The sequence below is a fragment of the Bacillus massilinigeriensis genome, assembly GCF_900117315.1.
Classification (GTDB): domain Bacteria; phylum Bacillota; class Bacilli; order Bacillales; family Cytobacillaceae; genus Bacillus_BE; species Bacillus_BE massilionigeriensis.
In genome coordinates this window covers 564,322-581,575 of sequence record NZ_LT630337.1, presented here as the reverse complement: position 1 = coordinate 581,575, position 17,254 = coordinate 564,322, and the positions used below count along the sequence as shown (strand labels likewise).

The following is a 17,254-nucleotide window of genomic DNA, read 5'->3' as shown; positions in this document are numbered from 1 at the left end:
GACAAGGATTAGTGTCAACCTAGAAAAGCGGATACGTCTTTTAGAGCCGTATGGACTGGACTGGTGCAACAAGCATAAGACAAGTACCCAAGTGAACTTTGCCTTTTTACCAGGTACTTGTCTTATTTCTTTCTTATTTACAACGTAAACTCTCTTACCTCAAGATATCGTTCAAGCTTTCTTTTCACTCTCTGTAAAGCATTGTCAATCGATTTAACGTGGCGATTTAATTCCTCTGAAATCTCTTGATAACTCTGACCATCCAAATAGAGAGAGAGAACTTTACGCTCTAAATCACTAAGGAGCTCAGACATTTTAATCTCTATTTGATCAAATTCTTCCTGATTAATGATAAGCTCTTCAGGATCCATTACTTTAGCACCGGAAATTACATCCATTAATGTACGATCTGATTCTTCATCATAAATAGGCTTGTCCAAGGAAACATACGAATTTAACGGGATATGCTTTTGCCTTGTAGCTGTTTTAATCGCTGTTATGATTTGTCTTGTGATGCAGAGCTCAGCAAAGGCTTTAAAGGAAGTAAGCTTGTCCTCTTTAAAATCGCGAATGGCCTTATAGAGCCCAATCATACCCTCTTGAATAATATCCTCTTTATCAGCACCAATTAAAAAGTATGTTCTTGCTTTAGCACGCACAAAATTACGATATTTGTGAATTAAGTAATCTAATGCGTCACTTTCACCTTTGTGCACTAAATCAACTAATTCTTCATCTTCATATTGGATATAGTTAATATATTTTTCGTTGATTTTTGTCTGGTAGTCCGCACTCACTAAAGGATCCCTCCGACCGCACAAGCATAGATAAAAATATTATACAGCAGTTATTTTGAAAGCGTCAACAATCGTTTACTGTCCTCTGCGCCATTTTTCAAAAATTTCTGCCACTTCATCACTAAGTGGGATTTTTGATGCTGGCTTTTTATCTTGTATTTTTTTTACCTTAGTTTCTATCTTTTTTTCAACGGACTCCATTTCATTAAGAAGTTCTCTTGCGGAGATACGCAAGGCCCCTTGTCCAAAAATGGCCCATTGCTCTGTAAAATCAGAAGTAGCTACATGTATTTGAGTTTTTCGGTTATTTAAGCTAATGGCAAGCTTTTCAATTCTTTCATCCGCAGTTTCATTAGTCTTTGTAAATATGACCTCCACCTTGCTATTTTTTATTTTCTTTGCTGTACCCTTAACAAACTGAGCATCAAATACAATAATCACACGGAAACCTGAGTATGCTTGATATTCTGCCATTTTTTCAATTAAGCGATCCCTTGCTGCCGCTAGATCCTTGTTTTTCAACATCTTTAATTCCGGCCAGTCCCCAATTATGTTATAACCATCTACCAAAAGGATGTCCATTATTATCCCTCAAGAGGATGACGTTTACGATATACCTCATACATCAACAACGCTGCCGCTACCGATGCATTTAAAGAAGTGACATGACCAGCCATTGGTAGTTGAATGAGAAAATCACATTTATCACGAATAAGACGTCCCATTCCTTTTCCTTCGCTTCCGATGACCAACCCTAAGGGAATGTTTCCATCAAATTGACGATAGTCTTCTTTTCCTTTAGCATCTGTTCCAGCAATCCAAATCCCACGTTCTTTTAACTCATCAATGGTTCTTGACATATTCGTCACTCGAACGACTGGAATATATTCAATTGCACCAGTAGAGGCCTTTGCAACAGTTGCTGTTAGCCCTACCGCTCTGCGCTTTGGAATAATAATCCCATGGGCGCCAACTGCATCAGCCGTTCTCATTATGGAGCCTAAATTATGAGGGTCTTCGATTTCATCCAATAAAATAAAGAAAGGAGTTTCATTCTTTTCTTCTGCAGTTCGAAATAAATCATCCAATTCTGCATATTGATAAGCGGCAACCTGAGCGATAACACCTTGGTGGTTTCCATCCACCAACTGATCAATTTTCTTTCTCGGTACGAATTGAACAAGAACATTTGATTCTTTTGCAAGACCGATTACTTGTTGCATCTGACCCTTCTGCGAGCCCTCAGCAATTAATATTTTATTTATATCTCGATTTGATTTTATGGCTTCTATTACAGGGTTTTTTCCAATAATATAATCCTGATTCATTTCTGTATTCCTCCCTTCTTTTCAACCTGGTGAAAGGCAATAGAAATTAATTGATCTAGTCTTTCTTCCTCACCCAACAAATATAAAGTACCAATGAGCGCCTCGAATGCCGTACTATACCTATATGTTTGCACATCCGTATTTTTGGGGACAGAACCTGATTTTGCATTTCTGCCTCTTTTCACAATTGCAATTTCTTCCTCGCTCAGCAATCCTTCTTCTAGAAGGTAATGGATTATGGCCGCTTGTGCCTTCGCTGAGACGTATTTAGTCGCCTCTTTATGGAGCTGATGAGGTCTTACCTGACCTAATTGCAATAAATGGTGCCTTACGTATATCTCAAAAACTGAATCACCCATATAGGCGAGGGCTAAGCTATTTAATTGTTTTGCATCTATTTTATGATCATATTCAAGCATCCCGGTTTATCCTCTTTTCCAACGTGTACCCTGAGGAGTGTCTTCTAAAATAATATTCATCTCTTTTAGCTGATCTCGTATTTGATCCGATAATTGAAAATCTCGGTCCCTTCTAGCCTGATTCCGCTTTTCAATAAGCACTTCAATTTCTTCGTCTAATAATTCCTCTTGTTCAAGTTCTAGGCCCAACACTTGGAAGAGATCCTCAAGTTCTTTCATCAAGGCTTCAATTACTTCAGTTGCAGTATTTTTCTCCATCAGATAATAATTGGCTAGTTTTGATAACTCGAATAGAACAGAAATACCATTAGCTGTATTAAAGTCATCATCCATTTCGCGAATAAACTGCTCATGTAATTCTGATATTTGGGTAAGCCACTCTTGGTTTGAATCTGTTAGATTCGTACTAAGATCCTTACGATGCTTTAAATTTTGATATGAAGTTTTAATTCTATCTAAAGCAGAAGCAGTATTCTCTAACAATTCCTCTGAATAGTTAATTGGGTTCCGATAATGTACCGATAACATGAAAAATCTTAATACTTGAGGATTATGCTTTTTAATAATATCGTGAACTAATATAAAGTTTCCTAAGGATTTGGACATTTTCTCATTATCAATATTAATGTAACCATTATGCATCCAGTACTTTGCAAATGTTTTACCAGTGTATGCTTCGGATTGGGCAATTTCATTTTCATGATGAGGGAAGGTGAGATCTTGTCCCCCAGCATGTATATCAATTGTATCACCTAGATATTTTTTCACCATGGCTGAGCATTCAATATGCCATCCCGGTCTGCCTTTACCCCAAGGGCTTTCCCAATGGATCTCACCTTCTTTAGCCGCCTTCCATAGAGCAAAATCTAATGCATCCTCTTTCTTCTCACCGACTGCAATTCTTGCACCAGAACGAAGATCATCTATAGATTGATGGGATAGCTTCCCATATTCATCAAATTTACGAGTATGGTAGTACACGTCCCCTTCTGATACATAAGCAAATCCTTTATCCACTAACGCCTGAATGAAATCAATAATAATATCCATGCTTTCTGTTACTCTAGGGTGAGCGTCTGCCTTTCTGCAGCCAAGTGCAGATACATCCTCAAAGTACGCTTTAATAAATCGGTCTGCTATCTTTGGTACGGTTTCCCCCAACTCGTTAGCAACTCGAATAAGTTTGTCGTCCACATCTGTAAAGTTGGAAATAAACTGAACATCATATCCTCTAAATTCAAAATACCTCCTAACAGTATCAAAAACAATGGCCGGTCTCGCATTCCCTATATGAATATAGTTATAAACAGTTGGTCCACAAACATACATCTTAACCTTTCCATCTTCTAGTGGGATAAAGTCCTCTTTTTTTCTCGATAATGTATTATAAATTTTAATGGCCACTTGATATACTCCTTTCTTGCTTGAGTTCTCCTAATTCCGCTTTTAAATTCCTAATTTCATTTTCAAGTTCTCTAAAACGGTCTGAAACAGGGTCTGGAAGATCACAATGATTCAAATCCTTTCCAATTCTAACCCCATCCTGAATGACTACTCGACCGGGAATTCCAACCACAGTTGAATTTCCTGGAACATCCTTTAATACGACAGAACCGGCACCAATTTTAGAATTCTCCCCAACTGTAATAGAGCCTAACACCTTTGCTCCTGTAGCAATTAAGCAGTTATCTTTAATCGTTGGATGCCTTTTTCCCTTTTCCTTACCTGTTCCTCCTAGAGTTACGCCCTGAAACACAGAAACATTATCACCAATTTCGCATGTTTCTCCAATGACTACTCCCATCCCGTGATCAATAAAGAAACGTCTCCCTATCGTTGCTCCTGGATGAATTTCAATTCCTGTAAAAAATCGGCTTGTTTGTGAAAGTACCCTTGCTAAGAAAAACCACTTTCTTTTATATAAAGCATGGGCAATACGATGAGCCCAGATAGCATGTAAGCCTGAATAGGTTAAAATAACCTCTAGATACGTTCTAGCAGCAGGGTCTTGCTCAAAGACAACCTCTACATCTTCCTTTAGCATTTTAAACATTATTGCTCCCCTCCAATCATATTTAAAATTATGTATTTCTGGTTGTATTCATAAGACCTCTATATTCTATGGAAAAACGAATCGTATTTTGTTTACCAATCAAGAAATGCATCCCTTTTGTTTTGATAAAAAAAGCGTCCCTGTCAATAATGACAGAGACGCTTTATTAGCGCGGTTCCACTCTGATTAGACTAACTAAAATTAGTCTCAACTCTTACCTTGTAACGGATGGGATCCGCCCATATCTACTGACCAGTTGACTGTTTTTCGAAATGGGACTCAGAGGGGCACTTCAAAAAGTGAGAGGCCTAAACCACTTGCAGCCGGTGATGGTTCTCTCTAATAAGCATCGCTTTTCTACTTTTCCTCATCATCATTTTTTTGTTAATGAAATTATTACTTTTACTATATTATATTTTTTCCAATATGTTAACCCAAAATGCTCTTAATACGGTTTTTAACTTTTTCTTTACCAAGTAAGGCTATTGATTTTGGAAGATCAGGGCCATGAGTTTGACCAGTGGTTGCTACCCGAATTGGCATAAATAAATTCTTCCCCTTTTGACCTGTTTCTTTTTGCACCGCTTTAATGGAAGCTTGAATAGCTGGGGCTTCGAAATCCTCAAGATTATCAATTTCATTTAAAAATGCTTCTAATACCACAGGAACCTGCTCCCCTGAAACAACTGCTTTTGCTTCTTCATCAAGCTCAAGTTCCTCTTTAAAGAATAATTGAGATAACGATACAATTTCGGCACCATAACTCATTTGATCATGATACAGATCTACCAATCCACGAACCCATTGTGATTCATCATTACTCATATGTTCACTTACGAGTCCCGCTTTGACTAAATGTGGAACAGCAAGCTCAACGACTGTGTCTAACTCTTGCTTTTTCATATATTGGTTATTCATCCATGTAAGCTTCTGCTTATCAAATAAAGCAGGAGATTTAGAAAGACGATTAGCATCAAATTTTTCTATAAACTCATCCCTAGTAAAGATTTCCTGTTCACCAGCTGGAGACCATCCAAGTAGGGTGATAAAATTAAACAATGCCTCTGGTAAATACCCTAATTCTTCGTATTGTTCAATAAACTGAATGATAGACTCATCCCTTTTACTAAGCTTCTTTCGATTTTCATTTACAATTAGCGTCATATGACCAAATATTGGTGGTTCCCAGCCAAGAGCCTCATAAATCATTAATTGCTTTGGTGTATTGGAAATATGATCATCGCCACGAAGGACATGGGAGATTTCCATTAGATGGTCATCTACAGCAACTGCAAAGTTATAAGTCGGCGTTCCATCTTGTTTGACAATAACAAAATCTCCACCCACTCCGTCAGACTCAAATGAAACATCGCCCTTTACCATATCTGAAAATGCATAAACCTTTCCCTCAGGAACACGGAATCTGATACTTGGACGTCTTCCTTCAGACTCAAGCTTTTCAATATCATCTGCTGTTAAGTGACGACATTTACCTGAATATCCGGCCATGTCATTGCCTTCAGCTGCTTGTGCCTCACGTTCAGCCTCTAATTCTTCTGCTGTACAGTAGCATTTGTAAGCAAGCCCTTTATCTAATAACTCTTCATAATATTTTTTGTAAATATCATTGCGTTCAGATTGACGATAAGGTCCGTATTTTCCCCCAACATCTACACCTTCATCCCAATCCATTCCAAGCCATTTCAAATATTTTAATTGGCTTTCTTCTCCACCCTCAATATTGCGTTTTTTATCGGTGTCTTCGATTCGAATAATAAATTTGCCCCCTTGATTTCGAGCAAATAAATAATTAAATAACGCAGTTCGGGCATTCCCTATATGTAAATGTCCTGTGGGACTCGGTGCATAGCGCACACGAATTTGATTTGACATTTTTCATTCCTCCATGCATATCACAATTAACACTAACTGATTTATTTTATCATTCGTAAATTCTTAAATAAAGGGAAATTTCCATCATTCAGCTTTTTTCAGCAATGCAACTGCTTGTGCTGCAATTCCTTCGCCTCTACCTGTAAATCCAAGCTTTTCAGTTGTTGTAGCTTTTACATTAATTTGATTAATATTCGTATCCAGGATTTCCGCTATTCTTTCTTTCATTTTCCCAATATAAGGTGCCATTTTTGGCTTTTGTGCAATAATTGTACAATCCATGTTTACTAGATCATAACCCTTATCTTTTACTATTCCCCATACATGTGCCAATAACTTGGCAGAATCCGCATCTTTAAAAGCCGGATCTGTATCAGGAAAATGCCTTCCAATATCCCCTTCCCCGATAGCACCTAAAACTGCATCCGCGATTGTATGTAAAAGAACATCAGCATCTGAATGGCCTAGTAACCCTCTTTCATAAGGGATTTGGATTCCACCAATTATTAACGGGCGGCCTTCTGTTAATTGATGTACATCAAAACCTTGTCCAATCCTAAACATGCTCAATCTCCTTTAAATTAAATATTCATTTGCCGCTTCCTTAGGATTGCTTCAGCAAAGTATAAATCCTCAGGTGTTGTTAACTTAATGTTATCATAATTTCCTTCCACAATCGCAATAGAATGAGGGATTTGCTCCACTAAGCTAGCATCATCTGTCCCAATAAACCCTTCCTCTTCAGCCTTTTTATGGGCTTGAAGAAGTAGTGACATACGAAAAGCTTGTGGGGTTTGAACCGCCCACAAGCTAGATCGTTCAATTGTCTCAACGACTTGATTATTAAACACCTTTTTAACGGTATCCTTCACAGGTACTGCAAGAATTGCTGCATCTTCCTTTTCAGCTGTATCAATAAGCTTGGAGATAAGAGGAAGATCAATAAACGGTCTTGCCGCATCATGCACAAGAACAATTCCTTCTTGCTTTATTTCCTTCAATGCTGCATAAACACTATGCTGTCTTTCCTTGCCACCAAGTACTAATCCTCGAACCTTTGTGATATGATACCTTTTTATTAAGGATTGAAATAGTGTTCGGTCGTCAGGGTGGATAGCTAAAAAGATTCCATCACACCGGTCATCCTTTTCAAAAATAGATAACGTAAGAATGAAAATAGGAGTATCATTAATTTCTAACAATAGCTTGTTCTTCCCTGCTCCCATTCTCTTTCCCTGCCCAGCTGCAGGAATAATGACTTGATAAGCCATGTTAAAAACTCCAATCTATTCTACAACGCTTTTTCTAGCAATTTGGGCTTGGCAAAAATCATTCGACCAGCAGATGTCTGTAACACACTCGTTACAAGAACATCGATATGCTTACCAATATAATCACGACCATCCTCAACAACAATCATCGTTCCATCATCTAAATAAGCAACGCCCTGGTTGTGTTCCTTCCCATCTTTTATTACTTGAACATGCATTTCTTCGCCCGGAAGAACAACTGGTTTAACGGCATTTGCTAAGTCATTAATATTTAATACCGAAACCTGCTGTAGTTCACAAACCTTATTTAAGTTAAAATCATTTGTTACAACGATTCCATTCGTAATCTTCGCCAATTTTACAAGCTTACTGTCTACCTCTTGAATATCTTCAAAGTCTCCTTCATAAATTTCCACTTTGATAGACAATTCCTTTTGTATACGGTTTAATATATCCAGGCCTCTTCGACCTCGGTTTCGTTTTAACACATCAGAAGAATCAGCAATATGTTGTAATTCCTCCAAGACAAATTGTGGAATCACAATGGTCCCCTCAAGAAATCCTGTTTGGCAAATATCAGCAATCCGACCATCAATAATGACACTGGTATCTAATAATTTCAGAGTATTACTGCCTTTTTTATCTGACTCTTCCTCTCCAGCCTTTTTCTTCTTACTCGAGAAAAGGGTCAATAATTCATCTCTTTTCTTAAAACCTACTTGAAATCCTAAATAACCAAAAAGGAGAGTTAACAGAATAGGAGCTACAGTATTTAAAATTGGTACCTCGATGGCATTTAATGCATAGCCTATTAAAAAGGCAATCACCAATCCAAATCCTAACCCAACACTTCCAAAAATCAGATCCGTAATAGGAGCTTTAACAAGAGACTCCTCTAACCATTTGACAAAGTCTATAATATAATCAACCGCCCAAAAAGTTATTAAATAAAAAATAATTGCACCAATAATGGCGGATACATAAGGATTATTAATTAGAGGAATGTCGATTAAATCCCAACGAGTGTACAAGTTAGGCATTAAAATAATTCCGAGCGTCCCCCCTGTTATGATAAAACAGGCTTGAACTATTCGTTTTAACATCCTTTCACCTCCTTTTATTCATTATAATCAAATTCATGAAAATGAAACCTAATGTAACATACATTTTTATCATTTGTTATTGTTTTGAAATATTATTTAGCTGTAACTAAGTATTATTTCCTAATAAGAACGATTCTAACAAATAGATTTAATCAGTGTCACACCATAAGGGTAGCATCGCAAAATAGCAGTGTCAAATAATTAAATTATTCATTTTATCATAATGATATTTTCAATTCAATCGTCTATTTATATTTGTCTGTCTGCAATATATTGCTCCATTAATAACTTCAATCCATCCTTAATTTTCCTAGCCCTTACCTCACCTATTCCTTCCACATCATCCAATTCCTCAACCGTTGAAGAGATAATCTTTGGCAATTCCTTAAAATGATCAATTAAATTCTCTATAATCACAGGTGGTAGTCTTGGAATTCTGTGGAGAACCCGATAACCTCTTGGACATTTAAACTCATCAATATGGATATAACCCTGATATCCCAATAGTTTTAGAATGGTTGAATCCTCTAAAGCACCTCCTGAAGAAAGCTCCTGTAGGCGTTTTAACACTTCATTCGGCTTAATCTCTTTCGAATGTGCATAGTCTTTAATAATGAGTCCCGCTTCATGCTCTAGATTTATCAGTATTTCATTCATCTGGAGACGAATGAGCCTTCCCTCGGTCCCTAATTCACTTAAGTATGTTAAAAGCTCATTCTTAATCCTAAAAACCATTTCAAAGCGGTGAAAGACCTGCAATACATCTCCATAGGTCCCTACTTCCTCAAACTCCAAAATGCTCAAACCAGTAATACTTTGCTCTAGAACTACTTTATATTTTTCTAATGTTTGAATTGCCTGATTTGCCTTTGTAAGAATAACTGCAATATCTCTTAATGCGTAACGAATATTACCTTGATATAATGTGATAACATTCCGACGTTGAGAGATTGCTAAAACGAGTGCCTTTGTTTGTTTGGCAACTCTTTCCGCCGTACGGTGCCTCATTCCCGTTTCAGATGATGGGATACTAGGGTCAGGCGCAAGCTGAGCATTTGCAATTAATATTTTATTCCCCTTTTCATTTAAAATAATTGCCCCATCCATTTTTGCCAATTCATATAAATAGCTTGGAGAAAAGGGACAGTCGATTTGAAATCCCCCATCAACAATCGACTTTACCTTATCGTTATAGCCTAATACAATGAGCCCACCTGTATTGGCTCTAAGCACATTATCAATCCCTTCACGAATAGGTGTACCAGGGGCAATAAATTGCAGGATTTCACTAATTGTTGATTCACTCAGCTTTTTATTCTCCACTATTTTATCCTCCTAATGTCGCTTGAAGAGCTTCATAAACAGAAGAAACACCTATGAGTTCAATTCCATTTGGAACATTCCATCCCCCAATATTATTGGCTGGTAAAATTACTCTTTCAAATCCCAATTTTGCCGCTTCTTGAACCCTTTGTTCAATTCTCGATACTCTACGTACTTCACCAGTCAATCCAACTTCACCAATGATGCAATCAGTAGTTCTTGTAGGTTTATCCCTAAAGCTTGAAGCAATACTAACAGCAATTGCTAAATCGATGGCAGGTTCGTCTATCTTCACACCACCAGCTACCTTTAAATAGGCATCCTGATTTTGTAAAAGCATTCCAACACGTTTATCTAATACGGCCATGAGTAGTGACACTCGATTATGGTCGATGCCTGTAGCCATTCTCCTCGGATTGCCAAAGCTCGTTGGGGAAATAAGAGCCTGTATTTCTACTAGTACTGGGCGAGTTCCCTCCATAGATGCAACAACTGTTGAACCCGACGCTCCTTCTGAACGTTCTTCTAGAAATATCTCAGAAGGATTTTCAACCTCTTCTAAACCAAATTCCTTCATTTCAAAAATTCCCATTTCATTTGTGGAACCGAAACGGTTTTTTACAGCGCGAAGAATTCGATAGGTATGATGGCGTTCCCCTTCAAAGTACAAAACGGTATCTACCATATGTTCTAATAATCTTGGTCCAGCGATGGAACCCTCTTTTGTAACATGCCCGACGATGAATATCGCAATTCCCTTTGTTTTTCCAATTCTCATTAATTCTGCCGTACACTCTCTTACCTGTGAGACACTTCCCGGAGCAGAAGTTATATCGGGGTGAAAAATGGTTTGGATAGAATCGATGATCACAAATGTAGGGTTTACCTCTTCAATCGTTCGATTAATGTCATCCAAGTTGGTCTCAGCATATACTAATAAATTGTCTGAAGATATACCTAATCTCTCTGCCCTAAGTTTCGTTTGTCTTAATGACTCCTCTCCTGAAATATAAAGTGTAGAGTAATTCTTATTAGCAAGCTGAGAGGATACTTGTAGAAGTAAGGTTGACTTTCCGATCCCTGGGTCTCCGCCAATTAGAACTAATGAACCCTTTACAATTCCACCACCTAAGACACGATTTAATTCTAATAAATCTGTATGTATACGCGGCTCACTTTCCGTTTCTATTGCTGTAATAGGCTTTGCCTTTGATACGATTTCAGACCCACTGGAGTGTGAAAAGGCTCCTCTTCTAGGGGAAGTAACCTTTTCCACCTCTTCGACCATTTTATTCCATTGTCCACAACCAGGGCATTTCCCCATCCATTTTGGGGATTCATAACCGCATTCCTGACACATAAATTTCGTCTTTCTCTTGGCCAAAATTTATTACCTCTTTTCCTTCAAAATAGACAGCCCCATATAATACTGAATCTTATATTCTTATATATGAATCCAATAAATATTTATTATTTTCATTTAAAGAATTCCTTAAAATGAGAAGGCACACGTATAATATTACGTGTACCTTCCTGAAGTAGTTTCATTCTTTGTAATTTTATTTTACAATCGTGTTTATCATTTTTACTTATTTACAGTTTCACTCGTCTTTACCACGAATTCACCATTTTCCACGTCAATAATGATATTTTGACCAGTTAATACGGTTCCTTTTAGAAGTTCTTCGGATAACCGATCCTCTATATGTTTTTGAATGGCTCTACGCAATGGGCGAGCTCCATATTCTGGATCGTATCCTTCATCAGCAATTTTTTCTTTTGCGGAATCGGTTAATTCAAGAGCGATATCTTGCTCTTGTAATCGTTTCGTTAACTGTTCTGACATTAATGTTACGATTTCTTTTAAATGCTTCTTCTCTAAAGCATGGAAAACAATGATTTCATCAATACGATTTAGGAATTCTGGACGGAAGGCCTTCTTCAACTCTTCCATAACCTTCCCTTTCATATCCTTATAATCTTGTTCCCCATCTTGGATGTTAAATCCAACATATTTATTTCTCTTTAATGCTTGTGCTCCAACATTTGAGGTCATAATTAATACCGTATTTCGAAAATCTACTGTTCTTCCTTTAGAATCAGTTAATCGTCCATCCTCTAATACCTGTAAAAGAATATTAAATACATCTGGATGAGCTTTTTCAATTTCATCTAGTAAGATTACAGAATAAGGTTTTCTACGTACCTTTTCCGTTAATTGTCCACCTTCCTCATATCCTACATATCCAGGAGGTGAACCAACAAGTCTGGAAGTTGAATGTTTTTCCATGTATTCAGACATATCAATCCGAATCATGGCATCCTCATCACCAAACATAGCCTCTGCCAATGCCCTAGCCAGCTCTGTTTTCCCTACACCAGTTGGACCTAAGAAGATGAATGAACCAATTGGACGTTTTGGATCCTTTAAACCTGCTCTAGCACGGCGAACTGCTTTAGAAATTGCAATTACTGCCTCTTCTTGGCCAATAACTCGATCGTGTAAAATTTCTTCAAGCTTTAAAAGTTTTTCCGTTTCTGTTTGGGCCAGTTTTGAGACTGGAATTCCAGTCCAACTTGAAACAACATTAGCGATATCCTCTACAGTTACCTCACAATTTTCTTGTCCTTGTTTTTCCTTCCAACCTTTTTTTGTTTCTTCTAGCTGTTCACGTAAACGTTGTTCGGAATCTCTTAAAGATGCTGCCTTTTCAAATTCCTGACTTTGAACAGCTGCATCCTTTTCCTTTCTAACAGCCTCAAGCTTTTGTTCAAGCTCTTTTAAGTTTGGAGGAGTTGTATATGAACGTAATCTAACCTTTGATCCAGCCTCATCAATTAAATCAATTGCTTTGTCAGGTAAGAAACGATCTGAGATGTATCGGTCCGATAGCTTGACAGCAGCATCAATCGCATCATCTGTAATCGATACTCTATGATGGGCCTCATAACGATCTCGTAAACCCTTTAATATTTGAATAGATTCTTCAGATGTTGGCTCATCTACCATAATAGGTTGGAAGCGACGCTCTAGGGCAGCATCCTTCTCAATATATTTTCGATATTCATCAAGGGTTGTCGCTCCGATACATTGAAGCTCTCCACGCGCTAGGGAGGGTTTCAAAATATTCGATGCATCAATGGCCCCCTCTGCTCCTCCTGCCCCAATTAATGTATGAAGCTCATCAATGAATAGAATAATATTTCCTGCTTGGCGGATTTCGTCCATGACCTTTTTCAATCGATCTTCAAATTCTCCACGATACTTTGTACCAGCTACAACTGTTCCCATATCAAGAGTCATAACGCGTTTGTCACGGAGGATTTCAGGAACTTCATTGTCGACAATTTGCTGTGCAAGCCCTTCAGCAATCGCTGTTTTCCCTACGCCAGGTTCCCCAATTAGTACCGGATTGTTTTTCGTCCTTCGGCTTAACACTTCAATGACCCGCTGAATTTCTTTGCTTCTACCAATCACTGGATCAAGGCTACCTTCTCTTGCAATGGCTGTTAAGTCTCTTGCTAAACTATCTAATGTTGGTGTATTAACATTTGATGGTGAACCACCTTGATGGTTACCAGATTCGTTGCTACCAAGGAGCTGAAGTACCTGCTGACGGGCCTTATTTAAGCTAACACCTAAGTTATTCAATACCCTTGCAGCTACCCCTTCACCTTCACGAATAAGTCCAAGGAGGATATGTTCTGTTCCAACATAGGAATGGCCCAATTTACGAGCCTCATCCATGGAAAGCTCAATTACCTTTTTTGCTCTTGGAGTATAATGAATACTTTGTGATACATCCTGGCCTCGACCAATTAAATTCTCAACTTCCTTTTGCACTTTATCTGAACCTAAACCAAGAGCATATAAAGCCTTTGCAGCAATCCCTTCACCTTCACGAACAAGTCCGAGTAAAATATGTTCCGTTCCAATATTATTATGCCCTAATCGAATTGCCTCTTCCTGAGCTAATGCAAGAACCTTCTGAGCTCTTTCTGTAAAACGTCCAAACATCATTTTCTCTTCCTCCTTTTCCTATTCGTTTTCCATATTTATTCTTTCTCTAATTAATGAAGCACGACGAAAATCACGCTCGTCAGGCCTTAAAGGACCACCTGCGTATTGCTGTAAAAATCCTGGTTGAGTTAAAATCATTAATTCATTTAATATATTTTTAGAAATATTCTTCAAATATCCCATATCAATCCCAAGCCGAACATCAGACAAGCATCTAGCAGCTTCTTTCGTTTCAATAATTCGGCAGTTGGAAAGTACCCCATATGAACGAAACACTCTGTCTTCTAATTGTATGTTTGAAGTTTTTACTAATGCTTCCCTAGCAGACCTTTCTTGAGAAATAAGCTGACCCACAACACTTTTCAAATCTTCTACAATATCCTCTTCTGATTTCCCTAAAGTAATTTGATTTGAAATTTGAAATATATTTCCAAGGGCCTCACTTCCTTCACCATATATCCCCCTAACAACTAGTCCAAGCTGGTTTATAGCTGGGATAATTTGATTCATTTGATGAGTTAATACAAGTGCGGGTAAATGCATCATAACGGAAGCTCTTAAACCTGTTCCAACATTTGTAGGACAACTTGTTAAGTAACCAATTTTTTCATCAAAGGCATAGTTTACATCTTCTTCAAGCCAATCATCAATTGTGTTAGCCATAATCAGAGCTTCTGATATTTGAAAGCCAGGGAAAATGCATTGAATACGAATATGATCCTCTTCATTGATCATTATACTAACCTCTTCATTTTCAGAAAGGAGGCATGCTCCATTACCTGAACCTTCAGCAAGTGTAGGACTGATTAAATGCTTTTCTACTAATACTCTTTTTTGGAGAGGCTGCAGCTCAACCATTTTCAATAGTTCAAATTGGCTTATGCCTTCAACATCCCAATTATTAGCTTTTTCTTCAATAATTCGAATAATATCATTGGCCTCTTCACTAGAAAATAATGTTGGAAATTTATATTCGCTTAGATTTCTAGCCAAACGAATTCGGGAGCTTAGAACAATGTCTGAATCCGGACCTTCTGCATTCATCCATGAACTAACAGCTTGATTAATAAATCGTTCTAAAGACAAACCTACTCCCCTCCTTCATTACTTTCATTAATCTTACCCTCTAAATAGCGGATTTGATCCCTAACTTTGGCAGCAGTTTCAAATTCCTCTCGAGTAATTAAGTCTTTTAAATTCTGTTTCAATTCTTCAAGTTCCTTACGGAGGTGAATATTACCACCAATTCTCTTTGGAATTTTTCCTGTATGAGTCCAATTTCCACTATGAAGTCTTCTAAGAATTGGTTTTAATTGTTCAGAAAATGCCTCATAACAGTGAGCACATCCAAAACGTCCAACCTGTATAAATTGCTGATAAGTCATTGAGCATTGATTACACTGCAAAACATTTTGCTGATAAAAAGGTGCTTGCTTTGTGGCATGGAAGGTGGGTTCGATATTTAATAATCCAGCTAATAAATTGTTAATGGAGAAACCTTTATTGCTCCCTAAAATAGCACTTTCACCCTTCTCCTGAGCGCACTTTTCACATAAATGAAATTCAGTTTTTTGACCATTATTTATTTTTGTAAAATGTAAAGTTGCTGGTCTTTCATTACATTCTTGACAAATCATTTCCTACACCTCACTTGCCGACTTCCATTACTTATACTTTATTGTGGTAAGCATGGCTTTTAACATTCTAGCCCGTAGTTCATCCCTATACGGGAGGTCTATATAAAGAACCGAACGATCAATAACACTTAACATAATCTTTGCTTCTCTTTTTGTTATTACCTCTTCATCCACTAATCGAAAAATTACATTTTCAGCACTATTTTGTGAAATCCTATCCTGTATTAGAGAGAGCAATTGATCAATTAAATGAGCATAATCATATGACTGTACTTTAATAATTCGAATGTAGCCGCCACCACCTCGCTTACTCTCAACAACATATCCCTTTTCGATAGTAAAACGAGTATTAATAACATAATTTATCTGAGATGGAACACATCGAAACTTATCTGCTATTTCGCTTCTTTTAATTTCAACGATATCCTCATCGCTCATTTCTAATACCTGTTTCAAATAGCTTTCGATTATATCCGAAATATTTCTCATCAGTCCTCCCCCCTCATTCTGACTTTGACTATATTTGACATTAATTATACATGATATTTATATGTATTTGCAATGATGAAGAACACTCTAATACCTTCTCCTTTTTATCAACTTCTCAAACCTGTTGTATATATTACATAAAAATTTTTGAATATTGGTGGGCTTAAGTTGATCAAGTACATTTCTGAATTAATGTGAAATGACGATGATTGCATACGACCGAAAAAATAAATGCTTAGTTTTTAAATCAACAAAGTAGAATGGTAGTAAAAGGAATAATAATGTAAAATAGAGAATTGACTAATATAGTCGGAAGACTTTATTGGGGGAGTTTATTGAAAGTATTCATCCTATATTGGAGGATATTCTTCATTAATTTATTAGTACTGATTTTCTTGACGAAAGTTATAAGTCTATTTACTTCTCTCTCAGTTCTGTCTGGAAAAAAATTCTTTTTTGGGATCCCTTGGCTATATGATAAGATCACTGAAAATTAACATATTTAAAAGAATATATAACCTAATTAAAAAAACAGTCTCAAAGGACTGTTTTTTAATTTTTGCCTGGCAACGTCCTACTCTCACAGGGGGAGAACCCCCAACTACCATCGGCGCTCTTGAAGCTTAACTTCCGTGTTCGGTATGGGAACGGGTGTGGCCTTCTCGCTATCGCCACCAGACTTTTATTCAATTAGAGAGTTTGTTCTCTCAAAACTAGATAATGTGGAAGAAGAAAGAATTACTTCGTAATCAGTTGTCTAGCTCCGGCTCCTAGCTTCTTGGCCGTTTCGATCCGTCCCTACAAATCCAAAAATCAGGATTTGCAGCGCCGGCTCTCCAACGTCTGTCGAAGCTGAACAGTCGCCTCTGCTTTTCTATTTGGTTAAGTCCTCGATCGATTAGTATTTGTCAGCTCCACGT

Annotated in this window: 16 protein-coding genes, 1 rRNA gene and 1 other annotated feature; all 17 genes read right to left on the bottom strand. The window is 37.4% G+C overall.

What is annotated here, in order from left to right; genetic code table 11:
* Positions 1-137: 137 nt before the first annotated feature.
* Entirely contained in the window at positions 138-773 is a 636-nt protein-coding gene (sigH, locus tag BQ6100_RS02910) for an RNA polymerase sporulation sigma factor SigH (RefSeq protein ID WP_173719883.1), read from the bottom strand.
* 99 nt (positions 774-872) lie between these two features.
* Positions 873-1,379: an NYN domain-containing protein gene (locus BQ6100_RS02905; RefSeq protein ID WP_075980299.1), complete on the bottom strand. Its 507-nt coding sequence runs from the start codon at positions 1,377-1,379 to the stop codon at positions 873-875.
* Between the two features lie 2 nt (positions 1,380-1,381).
* Positions 1,382-2,125 (bottom strand): 23S rRNA (guanosine(2251)-2'-O)-methyltransferase RlmB, encoded by a 744-nt coding sequence (rlmB, locus tag BQ6100_RS02900; RefSeq protein ID WP_075980298.1) that lies wholly within the window; start codon positions 2,123-2,125, stop codon positions 1,382-1,384.
* Positions 2,122-2,544: a Mini-ribonuclease 3 gene (locus BQ6100_RS02895; protein WP_075980297.1), complete on the bottom strand. Its 423-nt coding sequence runs from the start codon at positions 2,542-2,544 to the stop codon at positions 2,122-2,124. The genes rlmB and BQ6100_RS02895 overlap by 4 nt, the downstream gene beginning before the upstream one ends.
* A 6-nt stretch (positions 2,545-2,550) precedes the next feature.
* Positions 2,551-3,948: a cysteine--tRNA ligase gene (gene cysS / locus BQ6100_RS02890; protein WP_075980296.1), complete on the bottom strand. Its 1,398-nt coding sequence runs from the start codon at positions 3,946-3,948 to the stop codon at positions 2,551-2,553.
* Positions 3,938-4,600 carry a serine O-acetyltransferase gene (gene cysE / locus BQ6100_RS02885; RefSeq protein ID WP_173719882.1) on the bottom strand — a complete coding sequence of 221 codons (663 nt, stop codon included), beginning with the start codon at positions 4,598-4,600 and terminating at the stop codon, positions 3,938-3,940. The genes cysS and cysE overlap by 11 nt, the downstream gene beginning before the upstream one ends.
* Positions 4,601-4,748: 148 nt before the next feature.
* Positions 4,749-4,980, bottom strand: a binding site (T-box leader).
* A gap of 46 nt (positions 4,981-5,026) precedes the next feature.
* A complete protein-coding gene (gene gltX, locus BQ6100_RS02880; protein ID WP_075980294.1) occupies positions 5,027-6,490 on the bottom strand; it encodes a glutamate--tRNA ligase in 1,464 nt (487 codons plus the stop codon).
* An 84-nt stretch (positions 6,491-6,574) separates the two neighbouring features.
* On the bottom strand, positions 6,575-7,054 hold the full coding sequence (gene ispF / locus BQ6100_RS02875) for a 2-C-methyl-D-erythritol 2,4-cyclodiphosphate synthase (RefSeq protein ID WP_075980293.1): 480 nt from the start codon (positions 7,052-7,054) through the stop codon (positions 6,575-6,577).
* A 17-nt stretch (positions 7,055-7,071) separates the two neighbouring features.
* Positions 7,072-7,761 carry a 2-C-methyl-D-erythritol 4-phosphate cytidylyltransferase gene (ispD, locus tag BQ6100_RS02870; RefSeq protein ID WP_075980292.1) on the bottom strand — a complete coding sequence of 230 codons (690 nt, stop codon included), beginning with the start codon at positions 7,759-7,761 and terminating at the stop codon, positions 7,072-7,074.
* A gap of 20 nt (positions 7,762-7,781) precedes the next feature.
* Positions 7,782-8,864, bottom strand: coding sequence for a PIN/TRAM domain-containing protein (locus BQ6100_RS02865; protein WP_075980291.1), 1,083 nt, complete (start codon positions 8,862-8,864; stop codon positions 7,782-7,784).
* Between the two features lie 249 nt (positions 8,865-9,113).
* On the bottom strand, positions 9,114-10,187 hold the full coding sequence (disA, locus tag BQ6100_RS02860) for a DNA integrity scanning diadenylate cyclase DisA (RefSeq protein WP_075980290.1): 1,074 nt from the start codon (positions 10,185-10,187) through the stop codon (positions 9,114-9,116).
* Between the two features lie 4 nt (positions 10,188-10,191).
* Positions 10,192-11,571 carry a DNA repair protein RadA gene (gene radA / locus BQ6100_RS02855; protein ID WP_075980289.1) on the bottom strand — a complete coding sequence of 460 codons (1,380 nt, stop codon included), beginning with the start codon at positions 11,569-11,571 and terminating at the stop codon, positions 10,192-10,194.
* A 201-nt stretch (positions 11,572-11,772) separates the two neighbouring features.
* Entirely contained in the window at positions 11,773-14,208 is a 2,436-nt protein-coding gene (gene clpC, locus BQ6100_RS02850) for an ATP-dependent protease ATP-binding subunit ClpC (protein WP_075980288.1), read from the bottom strand.
* A gap of 18 nt (positions 14,209-14,226) precedes the next feature.
* Positions 14,227-15,294, bottom strand: a complete 1,068-nt coding sequence (locus tag BQ6100_RS02845; protein WP_075980287.1) for a protein arginine kinase — start codon at positions 15,292-15,294, stop codon at positions 14,227-14,229.
* Positions 15,295-15,296: 2 nt separating this feature from the next.
* Entirely contained in the window at positions 15,297-15,845 is a 549-nt protein-coding gene (locus BQ6100_RS02840; protein WP_075980286.1) for a UvrB/UvrC motif-containing protein, read from the bottom strand.
* A gap of 27 nt (positions 15,846-15,872) precedes the next feature.
* A complete protein-coding gene (locus BQ6100_RS02835; RefSeq protein ID WP_390622430.1) occupies positions 15,873-16,337 on the bottom strand; it encodes a CtsR family transcriptional regulator in 465 nt (154 codons plus the stop codon).
* A gap of 558 nt (positions 16,338-16,895) precedes the next feature.
* Positions 16,896-17,013 (bottom strand): 5S ribosomal RNA (gene rrf, locus BQ6100_RS02830).
* Positions 17,014-17,254: the final 241 nt, after the last annotated feature.